This window comes from Georgenia sp. EYE_87 (genome assembly GCF_023148685.1).
Lineage (GTDB): Bacteria > Actinomycetota > Actinomycetes > Actinomycetales > Actinomycetaceae > Georgenia.
Genome location: NZ_JAHXNL010000002.1, coordinates 1 through 17496, shown reverse-complemented (window position 1 = coordinate 17496; position 17496 = coordinate 1). Strand labels below are relative to the sequence as shown.

Genomic DNA, 17496 nt, shown 5'->3' with positions numbered 1-17496 from the left:
CCAACATCGGTGCACGTGGCGGGGGTGGCGACCCGGGGGCGCCTCACGGAGACGTGGAAGGACGCGCCCGACGCCGGGGGAAGCGTCGGGCGCGCCCGGCTCTAGGCCGTGCGCCGGTGGGCGCGACGACCTGCCGCGTCCTGGGCGGCTCGCTCCCGGGCGGCGCGCGTGTCGGGGCCGCGGTCGAGGCGGTGCCGGCCGACGCCGTCGGCGATGCGCCCGGCCAGCGAGCGGGCGGCGAGAAGGGCGGCCCCGGCAGCTCCGGCCACGAGGGCGGCCGCGAGCAGGCCGGTGGTGGCGCCCGTCGTGGGCAGTGTCGCGACGGCAACCTCCGACGTGGCGGCGCTCGTCCCGGCAGGCGCGACGACGGTGGCCGCCACGGTCCGCACGGGCACGGCGGTGCTCGCCCGCCCTCCCGCACCACCGGCACCGGCTCCCGGCTCGGCGCACGTGACGCCGGGGTCGGTCATGCGGGTCTCGTACTCTGCGGGGTGGTGCACCTCCTCGGTCCACGGCGCCTCGGTCTCGACCTGACGCGTCGTGCCGGTGTCCTCCCAGCCCTCGCCGGGCGAGGTGGCGGACCACCGTTCATCCAGGTGCCCGACCTCGTCGACCTCCGCCTCGGCCTCCTGGGTGACGACCACCCGGGAGTACTCACGCTCGGTGTGGCCCTGCTCCGGGACGGCCGGCACGGCGGGCTGGTAGGGCACCACGACGACGGTCTCGTAGGTGGGGGCGACGTACTCCTGGCCGGCATCGACGAGGACGTCCTCCACCCAGGCCTCCTTCACCAGAATCTCCTCGTCCCAGGCCGGGGTGACCAGCACCTGCTCGTCCCACGCCTCGGTGACCAGCTTCTGCTCGTCCCACGCGGCCTCGAGCACGCTACTCACGCCCGTCGCGGTCCAGCCCTGGCTGTTCGCGTTGCCCTGGGCGTTCCACTGCGGGTCCGTGCTCCATTCCGTCCTGCCGGTGGGGTTCTGCTGGAACTCGTACAGGACGACGGCGGGGTGGTGGATCGTCTCGTAGACCGCGGGGTGGTTCACGGTGCGGTAGACCGCCTCGTGGTGAACCGTCCGGTAGACCGCCTCGTGGTGGACCTGCTCGTAGGTGGGCGGGATCGCCGGCTGCCCGGGGTCGGTCTCGCGGAGCTCGGTCTGCTCCGGGACCTCCGGGGTCCCGGGCACGGCGGGCTGTGTGACGACGTACCGCGACTCCCCGGTCGACTCCCAGCCCTCGAGCGGCTCGTTCGACCACTCACGCTCCACGTGCGAGACCTCAGGCACCGCCGGGCGGTACGGCTGGTCGACCACCCAGCGGGTCCAGCGCCCCTCCGTCACCCACGTTCCCGCGTGCTCGATCGTCTCGGTCCGCGCCGCGCGGACCAGCACCTCGCCGTAGGTGGGGGCGACCCCGATGCACTGCGTCGCCGCCGCGGGGGCCGCACCGGTCACCGTCCCGAACGCGCCGGCCGACGCCGGTGTGGCGATCAGCATGCCCGCGCCGAGTGCGACGGCCCCAAGTACTCCTGATGCTCTGACAGCAACCACGGTGCGCTCCTCGTTCCCGACCCCTGTCGCGGACGCCGCCAGAGGGGAAGGGAGCCGACCTACGGCTCCCTCCCGCACCAGGCGGGTCGCGCTCGGCGGTGGCCCGGCGGGCCACCGCAGGTCCGGACGAGCGCCTGAGACGGCCGTCCGAATCCCTGGGTGAAGCACACCGCGCGGGTGCCGCGGCGAAGGAGTATCGGACGGATGAAGACCACCCGAACGGCCAGGGGCGACGGTAGGGGTGAGCGAGGGTGACTACCGGGTGAGTCAGGGTGAGGGCGAGGGTGAGAGAGGGTGAGGCGAGGGTGAGGCGATGACCTGCAGGACCCGCACTGCCGGGTCAGCGCTGCGGCCGCCAGAGGACCAGCGCCCCGGCGGTGGTGGTCGACACCCGGCGCACCCGCGTGCCCCGTGGGACCGCGACCACGTCGCCGGAGGGTCCCGCCGCGAAGATGCGCTGCCCGGGGTCGGCGATGAGCCGGAGCCGCTCGTTCTCGGACCGAACCTGCACGAGCTCGTCCTCGAGCTCCAGGATCCGCTTGATGCCGGCGAGGTTGACGCCCTCCTCCTGGCTGAGGCGCTGCACCTCGCGCAGCCTCAGCACGTCGCGCATGGAGTACCGGCGTCCGCGCCCGCGGGTCCGGCGCGGCTCCACGAGCCCGAGCCGGTCGTACTGCCGCAGGGTCTGCGGGTGCATGCCGGCGAGCTCCGCGGCCACCGAGATGGGCAGCACGGGCGCGTCCTCGCGCCGCTCGGTCGTCGCCATCCTCCGCCTCCCTTCTCTGCCTCGTACCGTGCCGCGGCGTCCGCGCCGCGGGCGCCGGCGCCGGGTGGGCGGGGGCCCACCCGGCGGACGCGTCAGCGCGCGGCCTGCTCCAGCAGTCCTTCGCGCGGGTTCACGCCCTCGTTCGCCGCGGCGAACGCCTTCACGGCGTCCTTGGCGGCTCCCGAGAGACGGCTCGGGACCACCACGTTCACGGTGACCAGGAGGTCGCCGTCGGGCCCCATCGGCACGCTGAGACCCTTGCGCCGCACCCGGAGCGTCCGGCCGGACGGCGTGCCCGCCGGGACCTTCACCTTCACCGGGCGCCCGTCGAGGGTCGGCACCTCGATCGTCGCGCCGAGCGCGGCCTCGTCGAAGGTGATGGGCACGGTGATCCGCACGTTCTTACCGTCGAGGGAGAACAGGGGGTGCGGCTCGACGTGCACGGTGACGATGAGGTCACCGGGCTCGCCGCCGTTCTGCCCCGGCCGCCCCTTGCCGCGCAGCCGGATCTTCTGGCCGTCGTGGACGCCGGGCGGGATCCGGGTGGTCATGGTGCGGCCGTCGACCGTGAGCTGGACGGTCGAGCCGGACACGGCCTGGCGGAACGGCAGCGTGGCGGAGGTGGTGACGTCCGCGCCGCGCTGGGGCCGCCGTCGCGAGCCGAAGCCCGTGCCCGCCCCGCCGAACATGCCCGAGAGGATGTCCTCGAAGCCGGGGGGCTGCTGGCCCTGCGTGGTGTAGCGCACCCGCGGGCCGCCCGTGGTCCCTGCCCCGGCGCCGAACATGTCGCCGAAGAGATCCTCGAAGCCCGCACCGCCCGGACCGCCGCCGCGGCCGGCTGAGAACCGCGCGCCACCGCCGGCCATCGCGCGCAGCGCGTCGTACTGCTTGCGCTGCTCGGGGTCCGAGAGCACGGCGTAGGCCTCGCCGACCGACTTGAACCTCTCCTCGGCCGCCGTGTCACCCGGGTTGTGGTCCGGGTGGTGGGTCCGGGCGAGCTTGCGGTAGGCCTTCTTGATCGTGTCGGCGTCGGCGTCCTTCGGGACGCCGAGGGCGGCGTAGAAGTCCTTCTCGAGCCAGTCCTGTCCGGTCATCCCGCCTCACCTCCTCGATCGTGAGGTGCCGCGGCGGGAAGCCCGCCGCGGCACCGAGCCCTGCTCTGCTTCCTCATTCGGGGCTGCTGACCGCCACCCGGGCGGCCCGCAGCACCCGCTCCCCGGCACGGTAGCCGGGCTGGAGCACCTGCGTGACCGTCGTCGCCGTGGCCTCCGGGTCGGTGCTGTGCATCAGCGCCTCGTGGACGGCGGGGTCGAACTCCTCGCCCACCGCGCCGTAGCGCTCGACCTCGAAGCGCTGGGCGAGCGTGCCCTCCAGCTTCTCCGCGATCGCGGCGAACGGCCCGGTCAGGTCGCCGTGCTGACGCGCGAGCTCGAGCTCGTCGAGCACTCCCAGCAGCGCCTCGACCACGTCCTGGGCGCCGGCCTGCCGCTGCGCGGCCGCGTCGGCCTTCGAGCGCCGGACGTAGGCGTTGTACTCCTGCTGGAGGTTGTACAGCTCCGCCTTGCGGCGGGCGAGCTGGTCCGCCAGGTCGAGAGCCTCGGCCTGCGCCCGGGCGAGCTCGTCGGCCACCTCGGGCGCCGCGGCCCCCGCCGGGCCGCCCTCGGGCGCCTCGGCCGGGGCGGGGGCGCCGCCGTCGACGGACGACGGCGCCTCCTGGCCGGCGGGCCCACGCACCTTCCCGGTCTCCGGGTCGATCCGCCGGCGGTCGTGCACGACCGGCTTCTCGTACCCCTCCTCGGAACGGTCGTTGTCGCCCGTCACTTGGCCTCCTCGTCGTCCACGATCTCGGCGTCCACGACCTCGTCCTCGGAGGCGGAGCGGCCGGCCTGGCCGTCGCCCTCGTCGAAGCCGGGCGCACCCTGCGGGCCGGCGGAGGCGCCGTCGGCCTGCTGCTGGGCGTAGAGGGCCTCGCCGATCTTCTGGCTCTTGGTGGTCAGCTCGGACTGGGCGGTCTTGATCGCCTCGATGTCGTCGCCCTCGAGCGCCTTCTTGAGGTTGTCGACGGCGCCGCGGACCTCTGAGGTCACGTTCTCCGGCAGCTTCTCGGCGTTGTCCGTGAGGAGCTTCTCGGTGGAGTAGACCAGCTGCTCGGCCGTGTTGCGGGTCTCCGCCTCCTCACGACGCTTGGCGTCCTCGGCGGCGTGGGCCTCGGCCTCCTTGATCATGCGGTCGATCTCGTCCTTGGGCAGCGCCGAGCCGCCGGTGATCGTCATCGACTGCTCCTTGCCCGTGCCGCGGTCCTTGGCGGAGACGTGCACGATGCCGTTGGCGTCGATGTCGAAGGTGACCTCGATCTGCGGCATGCCGCGGGGGGCCGGGGCGATGCCGGTGAGCTCGAAGGTCCCCAGCGGCTTGTTGTCGCGGGCGAAGTCGCGCTCGCCCTGGAAGACCTGGATCAGCACGCTCGGCTGGTTGTCCTCGGCGGTGGAGAAGACCTCGGACCGCTTGGTCGGGATGGCCGTGTTGCGCTCGATGAGCTTGGTCATCACGCCGCCCTTGGTCTCGATGCCGAGGGAGAGCGGGGTGACGTCGATCAGCAGGACGTCCTTGCGGTCGCCCTTGATGACGCCGGCCTGCAGGGCGGCGCCGACGGCGACGACCTCGTCCGGGTTCACGCCCTTGTTGGGCTCCTTGCCGCCGGTGAGCTCGCGAACGACCTCGGTCACGGACGGCATACGGGTCGAGCCGCCGACGAGGACCACGTGGTCGATGTCGCTGAGCTGGATGCCCGCGTCCTTGATGACGTTGTGGAACGGGGTCTTGGTGCGCTCGAGGAGGTCCTTGGTCATCTCCTCGAAGGCGGCCCGGGTGAGCTTCTCGTCCAGGTGGATCGGGCCGGACTCGCTCATCGAGAGGTACTGCAGCGAGATGTTGGTGCTCGTCGTCGAGGAGAGCTCCTTCTTGGCCTGCTCGGCCGCCTCGCGCAGGCGCTGGAGGGCGATCTTGTCCTTGGAGAGGTCGACGCCGTCCTTGTTCTTGACCTGCTTGACGAGCCAGTCGACGATCCGCTGGTCCCAGTCGTCGCCGCCGAGGCGGTTGTCGCCGTTGGTGGCGCGGACCTGGATCGTGGAGAAGTCGTCCTCGTCCTTGCCGACCTCGAGGAGGGAGACGTCGAAGGTGCCGCCACCGAGGTCGAAGACCAGGATGAGCTCGTCCTCCTTGCCCTTCTCCAGGCCGTAGGCGAGGGCCGCGGCGGTGGGCTCGTTGACGATGCGCAGGACGTTCAGGCCGGCGATCTGGCCGGCGTCCTTGGTCGCCTGGCGCTCGGCGTCGTTGAAGTACGCCGGGACGGTGATGACCGCGTCGGTGACGGGCTCGCCCAGGTAGGACTCGGCGTCCTTCTTGAGCTTGCCGAGCACGCGCGCGGAGATCTCCTGCGCCGTGTAGGTCTTGTCGTCGATGTCCACCTTCCAGTCGGTGCCCATGTGGCGCTTGACGGAGGTGATGGTGCGGTCGACGTTGGTGACGGCCTGACGCTTGGCTACCTCGCCGACCAGGACCTCACCGGACTTGCTGAAGGCCACCACCGACGGGGTGGTACGGGCCCCCTCCGCGTTGGCGATGACGGTGGGCTCGCCACCCTCCAGGACAGCGACCACCGAGTTGGTGGTTCCCAGGTCGATCCCGACAGCTCGTGCCATGTGCGTAGCTCCTTCGTCCCGGTCCGGCGAGGATCACCAGAACCTGTGTTGAGTCGTATGCACTCAAGTCTGAACCGGCCCGGTGAGCGCGTCAACTCGGACGGCTCAAACTTGAGTCTGTACGGCTCAACCTCGAAGGGTGGGGATTCATTCCCGACGGCGGAGCGGGTCGTCTCCTGACGACGTGGCGCGGGCGCGTGCTCGGCGCCAGCCTACGGGCGAGGCCGGCGACCTCGGTCACGGAGCGCCCGCACGACGACGACGACCACCGACACCGCCGCGACCGCTCCCAGGGCCGCGCCGACCGGGTGACGTCGCGCGAGTCCTACGAACGCCGCCACCGCCGTTCCGACAGCCTCGATCGGTCGGGGTCCGCCGGAGACCTCCTCGACGTGGACAGCGCGGCTGAGCCAGGACCCGCCCGGCTTACGACCCTGCTGCTGCGGCTCCGCCATCTTCTTCTCCTGCGACATGTCGCTCCTCCGATCACGTGCCTCCGTCCGCCGCCGCCGCGGCGACGTCCGCCCATGCGACGCCCTCATGCCGCAGCGCCGCCCTCATGCCGCAGCGCCCGGCGGGCCCGCGAGCACCGTGGGGACGTACTCGAGGAGCTGGAGCCGGCCGTCGAACGTCCGGCTGGCCACCATCTCCAGGGAGACGTCGGGGTACCCGTCGAAGATCCGTTCGCGACCGGTCCGCCCGGTGATGACCGGGAAGACGACCAGCCGGAACCGGTCCACCAGACCCGCCGCCAGGAGCGAGCGGCACAGGCTGACGCTGCCGAGCGTGCGCATCGGGGTCGCGCCGTCCCGCTTCATCGCCGCCACCGCCTCGACCGCGTCCCCGCTCACCAGTCTGGTGCCGGCCCAGGACAGCGGGTTCTGAAGCGTCGAGGAGAAGACGATCTTGGGCACGGCCTCGAGACCGGTCAGGCTGGCCGCCTCGTCGGCGGAGTAGTCCGCCTCCTGCCCGGCGGCCTCGGCAGACATCGCGGACATCAACCGGTAGGTGTTCGCCCCCATCAGGAGGGTGTAGTCGCTCTCCTCCTGCTGGTCGAGCCAGCCGAGGTACTCGGGGCCCTCGAGCCCCCACCACCCGGGCCAGCCCTCTGCGGCCGCGTAGCCGTCCAGCGACACGATGAAGTCCACCATCAGCTCCTGCATCGAGGACCCCTCCTCGGGTCGTTCGAGAACCGTCGCGATGACACAACGATGACCGCCCTACCGCCTCTCGGCGAGCGCGACGACCGCCCGGACCGCCGGCGCGAACCAGCGGACCCAGTCCTCGTCCTTCTCCGGCGCGAGGAGGTGGTCGGCCACGGCGCGGAAGAGCAGCGCCCGCACCAGCAGCTGCGGGAAGTCGGCGGCCTCCTCGGCGCAGACGCTCTCGATCAGACCGAGGCCCGCCCCGCGGAAGACGACGGCGTCCGCCGCCACGATCGCCGTCGCGTACGACGGCGGGCGCCAGTACGGCGAGAGGTCCAGCACCAGCGGCGGCAGGTGCGGGTGAAGGTGCACGTTGTCGGTGAGGTCGCCGTGGACCAGCTGCGCGGGACCGCGGACCGGCCGCCGAGCATCGAGCAGCGCCTTGACGTGCGGCTGGCGAGCCCTGTCGGGAGGGGGTTCCTCGCTCCACGCGACCCGGTCCGCCCGGGCCCACGGGTGGTCGCGACGGTCCAGGAACGCCGGTCTCGGCCACCCGTCGAGATGCCGGTGGAACGCGCGCCCGGCGGCCATGACCTCCCGGTACTGCTCCGTCGTCGGCGGGGAGCCCACCTCGAAGCGCCACGCGGTCCATCCCTCGACGACGAGGAGGCCCCCCGCGGACCGGACGGGCGGGGCGACGCGCACGTCAGGGGCCCCGTCGACCGCCGCGAGGACGTCCGCCTGCCACTCGAGCTCCGCCTCGGACATGTCGAGCGGCTTGAGCACGAGGGCCCCCGCCCGCCATGCCGTGCCCTGCCCGCCGTCCAACGGCTCGAGCTTCCCGGACCCGCCGAACGCGTCGAGCGCACTCCGTGGTGGTGGCCCCGTCACGGAGCGCGCTCCCGGACGACGACGACCTCCTCCCCCTCGCCGCGCGGCACCTCGAAGCCGGCGAGGAACCGGGAGAGGAGCTCGCCGGAGACGGGGAGGGCGTCGGCATCGTCCCGCGCGCGCCGGGCCCGGAGGCGTCGGCGGAGCACCTCGTGCGGGACGTCGAGGTCGACCAACCGCACGTACCCCTGGCGCTCGAGCGCCTGGGCGCAGGTGGTCCTGCCCGCACCGGCCGGTCCGCAGGTCAGCACCGCGACCGGGCGCCCGCCGTCGGCCGGCTCGGCCGCCCCCTCTCCTCCGCTCTCGTCCACGGGGACCAGCCTGCCCTGCTCGACCCCTCAGGCGTCAGACACCTGCGCGGGAGCCGGCAGCGCCCGTGACCGGGCCTGCCCGGGTTTCCGGATCGCGGCCTGCGGCGACCACGTCACGGACGGCCTCGAGCACCCCCTCCGGTCCCAGCTCCTCCAGGTCGCCGACGCACTCGCCGTCGACGAGCACGGCGCCCGGCGTCGTGGCCCTGAGCGCCGCCGCCAGCGCCGGGCGGGTGCCCGACCGGCGCCGGACCCGGCTGAACGTCGTCGGCACGAGGTACACGCTGTTGCTCGCGTCGACGATCTGCACGTCGGCCGTCGGCAGCGAGTCCCGGAGCAGCTCGTACGTGCGGCCGAGAAGGAGGGAGACGTCGTCCTCCGCACGCGGGAGCGGCTCGTCGTCGCACAGCCTGAAGCGTGGCACCGGGGCGGCGCAGCAGCCGCCGGCGCCCCCGCGCGCGTCACGCCAGGGCCGCACGAGGACGATCAGCGGGTCAGAGCTCACGGGCAGGCCTCCCTCCGACGATCTCCTCGCCGTGGTCCTCCAGGTCGGGACCGTGGCGGCGGGTCCGGACCATGGCCCCGGCCGCCTCGTAGATCAGCCACATGGCGAGCACGAAGATGATCGCGTCGAGCGGGGCCAGCAGCCACTCGCCGAGCTCGATGAACCGCACGAGGTTGATGATCAGGGCCCACGTGGTCATCGCGAGCAGGAAGACGAGCGGGATCATCACCGCGAGGGCGTTCCGTCCGCGCCGGGTCACCCACACCGCCACGACCGCGAGTGCCAGGCCGGCCGTGAGCTGGTTGGTCGTGCCGAAGAGCTGCCACAGCACACCGAAGGCGTACCCGGCGTCCCCGCCGCCGGGGAGCAGCGCGAGCCCCAGCGGGACGACGACCGCGACCACGCTGGCGAGCGTCAGGTTCCGCGAGAGCTTGTGCCAGCCGGCGATCTCGGCGATCTCCTGGACGACGTAGCGCTGGAGCCGCACCCCGGTGTCCATCGTGGTCGCCGCGAACGAAATGACCACGACGGCGGCGAAGATCGTCGCGACCTGCAACGGGACCCCGAGGTTCCCGGCGAACTGGGCGACGCCGTTGACGAAGTTTCCGGTCGCCCCGCCGGACGCCGTCGAGAAGTCTGCGTAGAGGGCGTCCCAGTCCACGCGGGTCGCCGCCACCCCGGCGGTCACCGCGAGCAGCGAGCCGACGGCGAGCGAGCCCTCACCCACGGCCCCCATGTAGCCGACGTAGCGGGCGTCCGTCTCCTTGTCGAGCTGCTTCGAGGTGGTTCCGGAGGAGACCAGGGAGTGGAAGCCGGAGATCGCACCGCACGCGATCGTGATGAACAGGAACGGGAAGATCGACGGGGACCCGGCCGGCACGTCGTTGACCACGGGCGCCACGACGGTCTCCCAGCCGACGAAGATGCCCAGGGCGATGACGCCGAGGGCGATGAACAGCTGGTGGGAGTTGATGTAGTCGCGGGGCTGCAGGAGCACCCACACCGGGATCCGCGAGGCGACGAAGGTGTAGGCGAACAGCAGGATGATCCACAGGTTGCGCGGGTTCTCGATGCCGAGCGCGTCCGCCCACGGGGTGATGTCGAGCGGGACGTACTGGCCCACGACGATGAGGGCGTACAGCAGGACGACGCCGACGAGCGAGGGCACCAGCGCCGCCGTCCGGTTGCGGTAGACGTACTGGCCGATCGCGATGGCGATGGGGATCTCCACGAGGATCGGCAGGACCGCGCCGGGATTCGCGATGAAGAGGTTGCCGATGACGACGGCGAACACCGCGTTCACCAGGGTGAGCAGGAAGAAGATGATGAAGAGGAACAGGGTCCGGGCCCGGCGCGAGACGACGTCGCGGGCGATGGACCCGATGCTGCGGGCCTTGTGCCGCACCGAGACGGCCAGGGCGCCGAAGTCGTGCACGCCGGCGGCGAAGATGGTGCCGAGCACGATCCAGACCAGCGCCGGTCCCCAGCCCCAGAACGCGGCGATGGCGGGGCCGACGATCGGCGCGGCCCCGGCCACCGAGGTGAAGTGGTGGCCGAAGACCACGTGCTTGTTCGTCGGCACGTAGTCGATCCCGTCCTCGAACTCGTGGGCGGGCGTCACGAAGGAGGCCTCGAGCCCGTACACCCTCCGGGCGAGGTAGGCGGAGTAGTAGCGGTACCCCAGGAAGAACAGGACCGCGACGACGATGACGATCACGACGGCGGTAGGCACGGCACGCTCCTCTCGGTCACCTCACGGCACTGTGAAGCAGGTCACACCCTTGCCCGATTCTCGCGCTACAATGCCGCGGTTTCAACGGCAGAGGGCGAAATCACGCACGGAGGCCCGTCGATGGCGACCCTGGAGGTGGTGCGGGCCGTGCGCGCCTCCTCCGTGGCCGAGCTGTCGTGGCTCACCGGCGACGGCGAGCCCCGGGTGCACGGCGTGGTGCTCCTGCCCGGGCCCGACGGCCCCGTGGTCGCCTTCACCTACGCCGACGCCGACGTGGCTCGCGCCGTCGCCGCGGCGCCGGAGGTGGTCGCGACGATGGCGGAGACCCGCTCGACGGGGGCGGGATTCCGCCCCACCATGCTGCGCGGGACGCCGTCGCTGACCGAGGACCGCACGGGTGAGACGTTCCGGCGGGACCTGCTCGTGCACGAGCTCCGCCGCTACCCTCCCTCGCGGCTGCTCGCCGACTCCCCGCTCCTGTGCCGCGAGCACTGGTGGTACCTGCCCAGGCTCCTGCTGCACATCGACGTCGTCGCGATGCGGCCCTTCCCGGCGCGGAGCCACCCCGACGATCGGTTGCTCGCGGTCGCCGCGGACGGCGAGGTGGTGGTCGGGGCGGTGCGGGCCGACGAGGAGCGCCCCGGCGCCGATCGGATCGCCCTGCGGGCCGAGACGCCGCTCCCACCGGGTGCGGCGGCGCTCTTCGGCCAGGACGCCTCGTTCCCGGACCTCGAGGAGTGGACCCGGTGGTCCTTCGAGGGCGACTGGGACGGGTCGGAGCTGTCGGTGCGCCGGGCCCCGGACACCGTGGGGCTCGAGCCGCGCAGGTCGCTGCGCGAGCGGGTGCGTCAGCGCCGAGAGCTGGAGCGGAGGTGCCGCGCGAACCTCCGCTGAACGCCCGGACGTACCGCCGAACGCCCGGGCGTACCGCCGAAACCGTCCACGCCCCCCGCACCGGGGTGTTCGATGGCAGTGCCGGCTCGACGACGCACCGGGAGGGAACGCCATGGTTGAGGTCACGATCATCGACCACGAGGAACAGCCCACCGTGGGCATCCGCCGCGAGATTCGCGTGGACCAGATGCAGGAGTTCTTCGCCGAGATCTTCGACGACGTGATCCGGGCGCTGCGGGACGCCCACGTCGATCCGACGGGAGCCCCGTTCGCCCGCTACCGAGGCCGACCCGCCGAGACCGTCGACATCGAGGCCGGCTTCCCCGTGGCGGAGCCGTTCGCCGGGTCGGGGGAGCTCGTCGGCGGCATGCTGCCCGCGGGCCGTGCGGCCGAGGCGGTCCACGTCGGGCCGTACGAGACGCTGCGCGAGACCTACGCCGCCCTCGAGGCCTGGCTCGGCGAGCACGGGCTGCACGCCGAGGAGGAGATGTGGGAACGCTACGACTCCGGGCCGGCGTCCGACCCCGACCCCGCCACGTGGCGCACCCGCGTCGTCTGGCTGGTCTCCGGCCCGGAGAAGGAGGAGTCCTGACGCGCGTCGTCACGGCACGTCACGGCACGTCCCGGCACGTCACGGCACCAGGACGGCGGCCCCCTCGTAGGCGTCGGCCGCGAGGTCGGCCAAGGTGTCGGCCGCGGCGGCCAGCGGCCGGACGGTCGTCGCGGGGCGCACGTCCAGCGCCGCCGCGAGCCGGAGGAACTCGTCGCCGTCCGCCCGGGTGCTGGCCGTGACGCTCCGGAGCTCCCGCTCGTAGAACAGCTCGCGCTCGTAGTCGAGCGCGGGGACGTCGGTGAGGTGGATGCCGGCGACGACGCAGACGCCGCCGCGGTCGAGCGCCCGCAGCGCGGGCGGCACGAGCGTGCCCACCGGTGCGAAGACGACGGCCGCGTCCAGCGGCTCGGGCGGCTCGGCGTCGGCGCCGGAGGCGGAGGCCGCGCCGAGCTCGAGCGCGAGGCGCTGCGCGGCCGGCGACCGGGTCATGACGTGCACGGTGGCGCCCTGCCGTACGGCGACCTGGGCCACCAGGTGGGCGGAGGCGCCGAACCCGTACAGGCCGAGGCGGCCGCCCGGCGGCAACGTCGCCCGCTTCAGCGCGCGGTACCCCACGATGCCCGAGCACAGCAGCGGGGCGGCAGCCGTCGCGGGGACGTCCCCGGGAAGCCGGTAGGCGAAGCTCTCGTCGACGATCGCGAGCTCGGCGAAGCCGCCGTCGGCGTCCCAGCCGGTGAAGGTGGCGCGCGGGCAGAGGTTCTCCCGTCCCGAGCGGCACCACCGGCACCGCCCGCACGTGCCTCGCAGCCACGCCACCCCGACCCGATCCCCCACGACGAACCGCTCGGAGGAGGGGCCCACGGCGTCGACCCGGCCGACCACCTCGTGACCCGGGACGGTGCGCGGTCGACGCGGGGCGAGATCGCCCTCCGCCAGGTGCAGGTCGGTGCGGCACACTCCGCACGCCTCGACGCGGAGGCGCACCTGCCCGGGCCCGGGCACCGGGTCCGCCAGCTCCGTCCACTCCAGCGGGTGCCCGGCGACCGGACCAGGCTCCGCCACGACCCAGGCGCGCATCCCTCAGCCCCACCGCCCGCCCGGCGCGGGCGGCGGGACGCGGGTGCTGCCGTCGTGGACGACGGTGTCGGGGCCGGGGAAGAAGAGTGAGACGTGCCCGTCGTCCGACCACCGCACCAGGAAGGGCGGCGTGCCGCCCGGGCCGCGGGCGTCGAGCACCTCGCCGTCACGGTCGTGCCCGCCGACCTGGCCGGCGGGGACGATGATCCGGTCGCCCGGCTCGGCCCGTGTCATCGCGGTCCTCCTGCCTCGGTCAGCGCGGTGCGACTCTCCCGTACGAGGGCGACGTCCATGGCCCACCTCCGCTGACGACCGGCGCCGACGCCCGTCGCCTCCCATCGTCCACCGGAGAACGCGACGCCGGAAGGGTTCTCCGGCCCCGGCCGGAGAAATGGGTCGACGGCGCCCCTGCCGCGGCGCCACGATGACAAGGACGACGGCCGACGGAGGGCGGGGCTTCATGCGCGACGGCGGAGAGGACGACCTCACGGCAGCGGTCCGGGCGGCGGACGCGTACGTGCCGGACCCTGGACTCGCACCGGTGCCGCTGACCCTGCCGTTCCGCGGCACCTGGACCGTGCAGAACAGCCCGGCGACGAGGGTGCCCAGCCACGGCACGCACCTCCTCGGCGAGACGTTCGCGATCGACTTCGTCGCCGTCGACCGGCGCGGGCGCACCGCCCCGGTGCGGGACTGGCGCACCGTGGCCGCCACCGAGCCACCCGAGCGGTTCCTCGGCTTCGACCAGCCGATCCTCGCCCCGGCGTCGGGAAGGGTGGTCGCCGTGCACGACGGCGAGCCCGACCATCCCGCCAGGCGCTCGCCGCTGACCCTGGTGCCCTACCTGCTCACGCAGGCCGGCCGGCTCAGGCAGGGCCTCGGCGCCGTCGCGGGCAACTACGTGATCCTCGCGCTGGGAGCCTCCGGGCCGTACGTCGGCCTCGTGCACCTGCGGCGGGGCTCGCTGCAAGTCCGGCCGGGCGACGACGTCGCGGCGGGCCGCCCGGTCGCCCGGTGCGGCAACTCCGGAAACTCGACGCAGCCCCACGTGCACGTACAGGTGATGGACTCCGCCGACCTGGTACGGGCGCGCGGCCTGCCGATGACGTTCCGCGACTATCGCTCGGTCCGCCCGCGCGGCGGGCGGACCGAGGACGTCACGTCGGGCGTGCCGCGGGACGGCGACATCGTCGAGCCGCTGCCGACGTCGTGACTCCCGAGACAGGGGCAACCCACCGGTCGGACGCCAGGCACCGGCCGGACGTCGCCCACCGGCCGGACGTCGCGAACCCGTCAGACGGTGGTGTAGCCGCCGTCGACGAGGTAGTACCCGCCGGTCATGAACGACGCCTCCTCCGACAGCAGGAAGCACACCAGGTGGGACACCTCCTCGGCGCGGCCGAGCCTTCCCAGCGGGTGCCGGGTGACCAGCAGCTGCAGGATCTCGGGGCTGAGATTGTTCTCCAGCAGCGGGGTCATGATGTAGCCCGGCCCGACGGAGTTGATGCGCAGCCCCTGCGGTCCGTACTCCGCCGCGGCGTTCTTCGTGATGCCGACGACGCCGTGCTTCGCCGCGGTGTACGCCCCGTTGCCGATGGCGGCCACCGTGCCGTGGATGGACGCCATGTTGACGATCGCGCAGCGCTCCGCACCGGCGGTGAGCATCTCGGGGATCTGGTACCGCATCCCGTAGAGCACGCCGTTGAGGTTGATGTCGATGACCTTGTCCCACGCCTCCAGGTCTGTCTCGCCGGCCGGCGCCTGCGGGCCGCCGATGCCCGCGTTGTTCACCGCCAGGTGCAGCGCGCCATAGGTGTCGACGGCGTACCTGACGACCTTCTCGGAGTCCTCCTTCAGGGCGGTGTCCTGCTCGATCGCCGACGCCGTCCCGCCGGCGCCGGAGATCTCGCTCGCCACCCGCTCGGCGGCCTCGGCGTTGATGTCGCTGAGCACCACCTTGACGCCCTTGGCGGCCAGCTCCTTGCCGATCGCCTCGCCGAGTCCGGACCCGCCACCGGTGACGATGGCCACCTTGCCTTCGAAGGACATGTTCCTCACTCCTTTGTGATGTGGATGCCCCCGTATTCTCCTGCGGTCCGCGGCTCCGTGAGGGCGCTTCGGCACCACCACGTCGGTCGACCTGGAAATCTCCGGCGCCCGGCGACGTGTCCCGGGAGAATGACCGGGGCGAGCCCCGCCGCCGTCGCACGCCCCGCCGCGGTCGCCCGCCCCGCCGCGGTCGCCCGCCGTCGTCGCGGCCTCCCGCCGTCGTCGTCCCGATCCGAAGCGAGGTGCTCATGACCAGATTCGTCGTCGACGCGGCCGCCGCGCTCCGACTCGCGGCGGAAGGCGCCGAGGTGCCCGACGCCCATGAGCTACTGGCTCCGACCCTGCTGCGTTCCCAGGCGTTGTCGACGATGCACGAGGCCGTCCACCGCGACGCGCTGCCGGCCGACGTCGCGCTCGACCGCCTCGCGCGGGTCGGCGCGATGCGCATCCGGCTGCTGGGCGACGCCGTCCTCCGCCGTCGTGCGTGGGAGCTGGCGACACTGCTGGGCTGGGCCTCGACCTACGACGCCGAGTACGTGGCGCTCACCCAGCTGCAGGCGGACGCCCTGGTCCCCCTCGACGCCGAGCTGGAGCGGGCTGTGGCGGGCGTCGTCCGGACCGCGCCGTTCGCGGCGCTGCTCGACCCGACCGCCTGATGCGGCAGGTCGCCCGGGCAGACCGGGGCAAAGCAGGATGACCCGTCTCCGACTGACCAAGGAGCAGGCGCGGCGGATCGCGGTGCGGGCGCAGCTGCTCGACGCCCACCGGCCGGACGATCTGCTGGCGACCGTGCGGCAGCTGACCATGCTGCAGATCGACCCGACAGCGGCGATCGCGCCGGCGGCTGACCTGGTCGCGTGGAGCAGGCTGGGGTCGACGTACCGACCGGAACAGCTGCGGGACGCGCTCGAGGTGGAGAGGAGCCTCTTCGAGCACAACGCGCTCGTGCGTCCGATGAGCGACGTCGGACTCTACCTCGCCGCCGCCGCGGACTGGCCACCCTACGAGCGTCACCGGGACTGGCTGCGGAGCAACGACGCCTTCCGTCGTGACGTCCTCAACCGACTGCGCACGGACGGCCCGCTGACCTCGCGGGACATCCCCGACGCGGCGACGGTGCCCTGGGCGTCGACCGGCTGGACGAACAACCGCAACGTCACACAGATGCTCGAGTGCCTCATGATGCGCGGCGAGGTCGCGGTCTCCGGTCGCGCCGGGCGCGAGCGCCTGTGGGACCTCGCCGACCGGGTCTACCCGGCGGACGTCGTCGTCCCGTCCGGCCCGGAGGCCGGCCGGATCAAGAACGAGCGCCGGCTCCGAGCGCTCGGCATCGCCCGGGCCAGGACCACCGCCATGCCGGTGGAGCCGATCGACGTGGGTGAGACGGGGGTCCCGGCCGAGGTCGAGGGCACCAGGGGCGTGTGGCGCGTGGACCCGGCTGCGCTCGACGACGGCGAGCTCGAGGGCCGCACCGCGCTGCTCTCGCCCTTCGACCGGTTGGTCCACGACCGGACCCGGGCGCTCGAGCTGTTCGACTTCGAGTACACCCTGGAGATGTACAAGCCGGCCGCGAAGCGACGGTGGGGCTACTTCGCGCTCCCGGTGCTTCACGGCGACCAGCTGGTCGGGAAGATCGACGCGGCCGCCGACCGGAGGTCCGGAGTGCTGCGCGTGAACGCGGTCCACGAGGACGTGCCGTTCGCTCGCGACATGAGCGCCGCCGTGGACGCCGAGCTGGACGACCTTGCCGCGTGGCTCGGCCTGCACGCCGTCAAGCGAGGCTGAAAACCCCGGGTCTGTCCACAGGCGGCTGGAATGCCAACCTGTCCACAATTTCGGCGGAAATTCGCTGAAACCCTTGCGGCTTCGAACGCCCGTTCTATACGCTCGTGGTGATCCGGAACGACCCGGAACCATGCGACAAAGGGGGCACGATGACGACCACGGAGTCGGCCCCCGGTCCTGCCTCCCCGAACTCGGTGGCCGATCACCTCGCCGCGGCCCGCGCGCACCTGAGCGCCCTGGACGAGACGGACCTGCAGGCCCTGCCCTCCCCCGCGCTCCTCGAGACGGTCGACGCGATCGAAGCCCTCGACCGGCAGCTCCAGGCCATCACCGCCCGGACCCTGGCCGCCGCCGAGACCGACGGGATGTGGGCCACCACCGGCGCCCGCTCCTTCGCCGCCTGGTACCGCGCCCGGACCGGTCGCCACCACACGCGCGCCGGCAAGGCGGTCACCACCGCCCGCCGGCTGCGCGACCACCTCCCCGCCACCGCCGCCGCCCTGGCCGCCGGGCACATCAGCGCCGACCACGCCGCCG

20 protein-coding genes are annotated in these 17496 nt (G+C 73.0%); 6 read left to right on the top strand and 14 right to left on the bottom strand.

The features are described from left to right. Positions 1 to 101 precede the first annotated feature (101 nt). The 11 genes from KZX45_RS03480 to KZX45_RS20175 all read right to left on the bottom strand — a co-directional run bounded on the left by KZX45_RS03480 (position 102) and on the right by KZX45_RS20175 (position 10601). Positions 102 to 1550 (bottom strand): hypothetical protein, encoded by a 1449-nt coding sequence (locus KZX45_RS03480; protein ID WP_248256339.1) that lies wholly within the window; start codon positions 1548 to 1550, stop codon positions 102 to 104. 340 nt (positions 1551 to 1890) lie between these two features. Further along, a complete protein-coding gene (locus tag KZX45_RS03475) occupies positions 1891 to 2316 on the bottom strand; it encodes a heat shock protein transcriptional repressor HspR (protein WP_248256338.1) in 426 nt (141 codons plus the stop codon). A 92-nt stretch (positions 2317 to 2408) separates the two neighbouring features. Then, positions 2409 to 3410 (bottom strand): DnaJ C-terminal domain-containing protein, encoded by a 1002-nt coding sequence (locus KZX45_RS03470; protein ID WP_248256337.1) that lies wholly within the window; start codon positions 3408 to 3410, stop codon positions 2409 to 2411. A gap of 73 nt (positions 3411 to 3483) precedes the next feature. Next, a complete protein-coding gene (grpE, locus tag KZX45_RS03465; protein ID WP_248256336.1) occupies positions 3484 to 4137 on the bottom strand; it encodes a nucleotide exchange factor GrpE in 654 nt (217 codons plus the stop codon). Next, positions 4134 to 6017 (bottom strand): molecular chaperone DnaK, encoded by a 1884-nt coding sequence (gene dnaK, locus KZX45_RS03460; RefSeq protein ID WP_248256335.1) that lies wholly within the window; start codon positions 6015 to 6017, stop codon positions 4134 to 4136. Before dnaK ends, grpE begins: the two co-directional genes overlap by 4 nt. 212 nt (positions 6018 to 6229) lie before the next feature. After that, on the bottom strand, positions 6230 to 6490 hold the full coding sequence (locus KZX45_RS03455) for a hypothetical protein (protein ID WP_248256334.1): 261 nt from the start codon (positions 6488 to 6490) through the stop codon (positions 6230 to 6232). Positions 6491 to 6574: 84 nt separating this feature from the next. Further along, positions 6575 to 7180, bottom strand: coding sequence for a dihydrofolate reductase family protein (locus tag KZX45_RS03450; protein WP_248256333.1), 606 nt, complete (start codon positions 7178 to 7180; stop codon positions 6575 to 6577). Between the two features lie 57 nt (positions 7181 to 7237). Continuing rightward, positions 7238 to 8053, bottom strand: coding sequence for a phosphotransferase (locus KZX45_RS03445; RefSeq protein ID WP_248256332.1), 816 nt, complete (start codon positions 8051 to 8053; stop codon positions 7238 to 7240). Beyond that, on the bottom strand, positions 8050 to 8364 hold the full coding sequence (locus KZX45_RS03440) for a hypothetical protein (protein ID WP_248256331.1): 315 nt from the start codon (positions 8362 to 8364) through the stop codon (positions 8050 to 8052). Before KZX45_RS03440 ends, KZX45_RS03445 begins: the two co-directional genes overlap by 4 nt. Positions 8365 to 8398: 34 nt before the next feature. Next, on the bottom strand, positions 8399 to 8869 hold the full coding sequence (locus KZX45_RS03435) for a hypothetical protein (RefSeq protein WP_248256330.1): 471 nt from the start codon (positions 8867 to 8869) through the stop codon (positions 8399 to 8401). After that, positions 8859 to 10601, bottom strand: coding sequence for a carbon starvation protein A (locus KZX45_RS20175; RefSeq protein WP_248256329.1), 1743 nt, complete (start codon positions 10599 to 10601; stop codon positions 8859 to 8861). The genes KZX45_RS03435 and KZX45_RS20175 overlap by 11 nt, the downstream gene beginning before the upstream one ends. A gap of 120 nt (positions 10602 to 10721) precedes the next feature. Between KZX45_RS20175 and KZX45_RS03425 the strand changes: the two genes are divergently transcribed. Further along, positions 10722 to 11495, top strand: a complete 774-nt coding sequence (locus KZX45_RS03425) for a hypothetical protein (RefSeq protein ID WP_248256328.1) — start codon at positions 10722 to 10724, stop codon at positions 11493 to 11495. Between the two features lie 112 nt (positions 11496 to 11607). After that, positions 11608 to 12087 carry a GyrI-like domain-containing protein gene (locus KZX45_RS03420; protein ID WP_248256327.1) on the top strand — a complete coding sequence of 160 codons (480 nt, stop codon included), beginning with the start codon at positions 11608 to 11610 and terminating at the stop codon, positions 12085 to 12087. A 39-nt stretch (positions 12088 to 12126) separates the two neighbouring features. Here KZX45_RS03420 and KZX45_RS03415 read toward each other — a convergent pair whose 3' ends face one another. After that, a complete protein-coding gene (locus KZX45_RS03415) occupies positions 12127 to 13125 on the bottom strand; it encodes a zinc-dependent alcohol dehydrogenase family protein (RefSeq protein WP_248256326.1) in 999 nt (332 codons plus the stop codon). Positions 13126 to 13128: 3 nt separating this feature from the next. Next, positions 13129 to 13359, bottom strand: coding sequence for a DUF1918 domain-containing protein (locus KZX45_RS03410; RefSeq protein WP_248256325.1), 231 nt, complete (start codon positions 13357 to 13359; stop codon positions 13129 to 13131). Between the two features lie 226 nt (positions 13360 to 13585). On the opposite strand from KZX45_RS03410, the gene KZX45_RS03405 reads away from it, so the two are divergent. Beyond that, positions 13586 to 14338: a M23 family metallopeptidase gene (locus KZX45_RS03405; protein ID WP_248256324.1), complete on the top strand. Its 753-nt coding sequence runs from the start codon at positions 13586 to 13588 to the stop codon at positions 14336 to 14338. Between the two features lie 80 nt (positions 14339 to 14418). On the opposite strand, the gene KZX45_RS03400 is transcribed toward KZX45_RS03405, so the two are convergent. Continuing rightward, on the bottom strand, positions 14419 to 15174 hold the full coding sequence (locus KZX45_RS03400) for an SDR family NAD(P)-dependent oxidoreductase (RefSeq protein ID WP_248256323.1): 756 nt from the start codon (positions 15172 to 15174) through the stop codon (positions 14419 to 14421). A gap of 248 nt (positions 15175 to 15422) precedes the next feature. Between KZX45_RS03400 and KZX45_RS03395 the strand changes: the two genes are divergently transcribed. The 3 genes from KZX45_RS03395 to KZX45_RS03385 form a co-directional block, all read left to right on the top strand. After that, positions 15423 to 15830: a hypothetical protein gene (locus tag KZX45_RS03395; protein WP_248256322.1), complete on the top strand. Its 408-nt coding sequence runs from the start codon at positions 15423 to 15425 to the stop codon at positions 15828 to 15830. Positions 15831 to 15867: 37 nt separating this feature from the next. Next, the gene (locus KZX45_RS03390; RefSeq protein WP_248256321.1) at positions 15868 to 16959 is read left to right on the top strand and encodes a DNA glycosylase AlkZ-like family protein; all 1092 of its coding nucleotides are present in this window, start codon (positions 15868 to 15870) and stop codon (positions 16957 to 16959) included. Between the two features lie 149 nt (positions 16960 to 17108). Beyond that, a partial coding sequence (locus tag KZX45_RS03385) for a DUF222 domain-containing protein (RefSeq protein WP_248256320.1) occupies positions 17109 to 17496 on the top strand: 388 nt, incomplete at its 3' end.

Bases quoted from the DNA above. Each gene is read 5' to 3' on its own strand.
- KZX45_RS03475 (WP_248256338.1), bottom strand. From the start codon at position 2,316: ATGGCGACGACCGAGCGGCGCGAGGACGCGCCCGTGCTGCCCATCTCG.
- KZX45_RS03470 (WP_248256337.1), bottom strand. From the start codon at position 3,410: ATGACCGGACAGGACTGGCTCGAGAAGGACTTCTACGCCGCCCTCGGC.
- dnaK (WP_248256335.1), bottom strand. From the start codon at position 6,017: ATGGCACGAGCTGTCGGGATCGACCTGGGAACCACCAACTCGGTGGTC.
- KZX45_RS03455 (WP_248256334.1), bottom strand. From the start codon at position 6,490: ATGTCGCAGGAGAAGAAGATGGCGGAGCCGCAGCAGCAGGGTCGTAAG.
- KZX45_RS03450 (WP_248256333.1), bottom strand. From the start codon at position 7,180: ATGCAGGAGCTGATGGTGGACTTCATCGTGTCGCTGGACGGCTACGCG.
- KZX45_RS03425 (WP_248256328.1), top strand. From the start codon at position 10,722: ATGGCGACCCTGGAGGTGGTGCGGGCCGTGCGCGCCTCCTCCGTGGCC.
- KZX45_RS03420 (WP_248256327.1), top strand. From the start codon at position 11,608: ATGGTTGAGGTCACGATCATCGACCACGAGGAACAGCCCACCGTGGGC.
- KZX45_RS03415 (WP_248256326.1), bottom strand. From the start codon at position 13,125: ATGCGCGCCTGGGTCGTGGCGGAGCCTGGTCCGGTCGCCGGGCACCCG.
- KZX45_RS03410 (WP_248256325.1), bottom strand. From the start codon at position 13,359: ATGACACGGGCCGAGCCGGGCGACCGGATCATCGTCCCCGCCGGCCAG.
- KZX45_RS03405 (WP_248256324.1), top strand. From the start codon at position 13,586: ATGCGCGACGGCGGAGAGGACGACCTCACGGCAGCGGTCCGGGCGGCG.
- KZX45_RS03400 (WP_248256323.1), bottom strand. From the start codon at position 15,174: ATGTCCTTCGAAGGCAAGGTGGCCATCGTCACCGGTGGCGGGTCCGGA.
- KZX45_RS03395 (WP_248256322.1), top strand. From the start codon at position 15,423: ATGACCAGATTCGTCGTCGACGCGGCCGCCGCGCTCCGACTCGCGGCG.
- KZX45_RS03390 (WP_248256321.1), top strand. From the start codon at position 15,868: ATGACCCGTCTCCGACTGACCAAGGAGCAGGCGCGGCGGATCGCGGTG.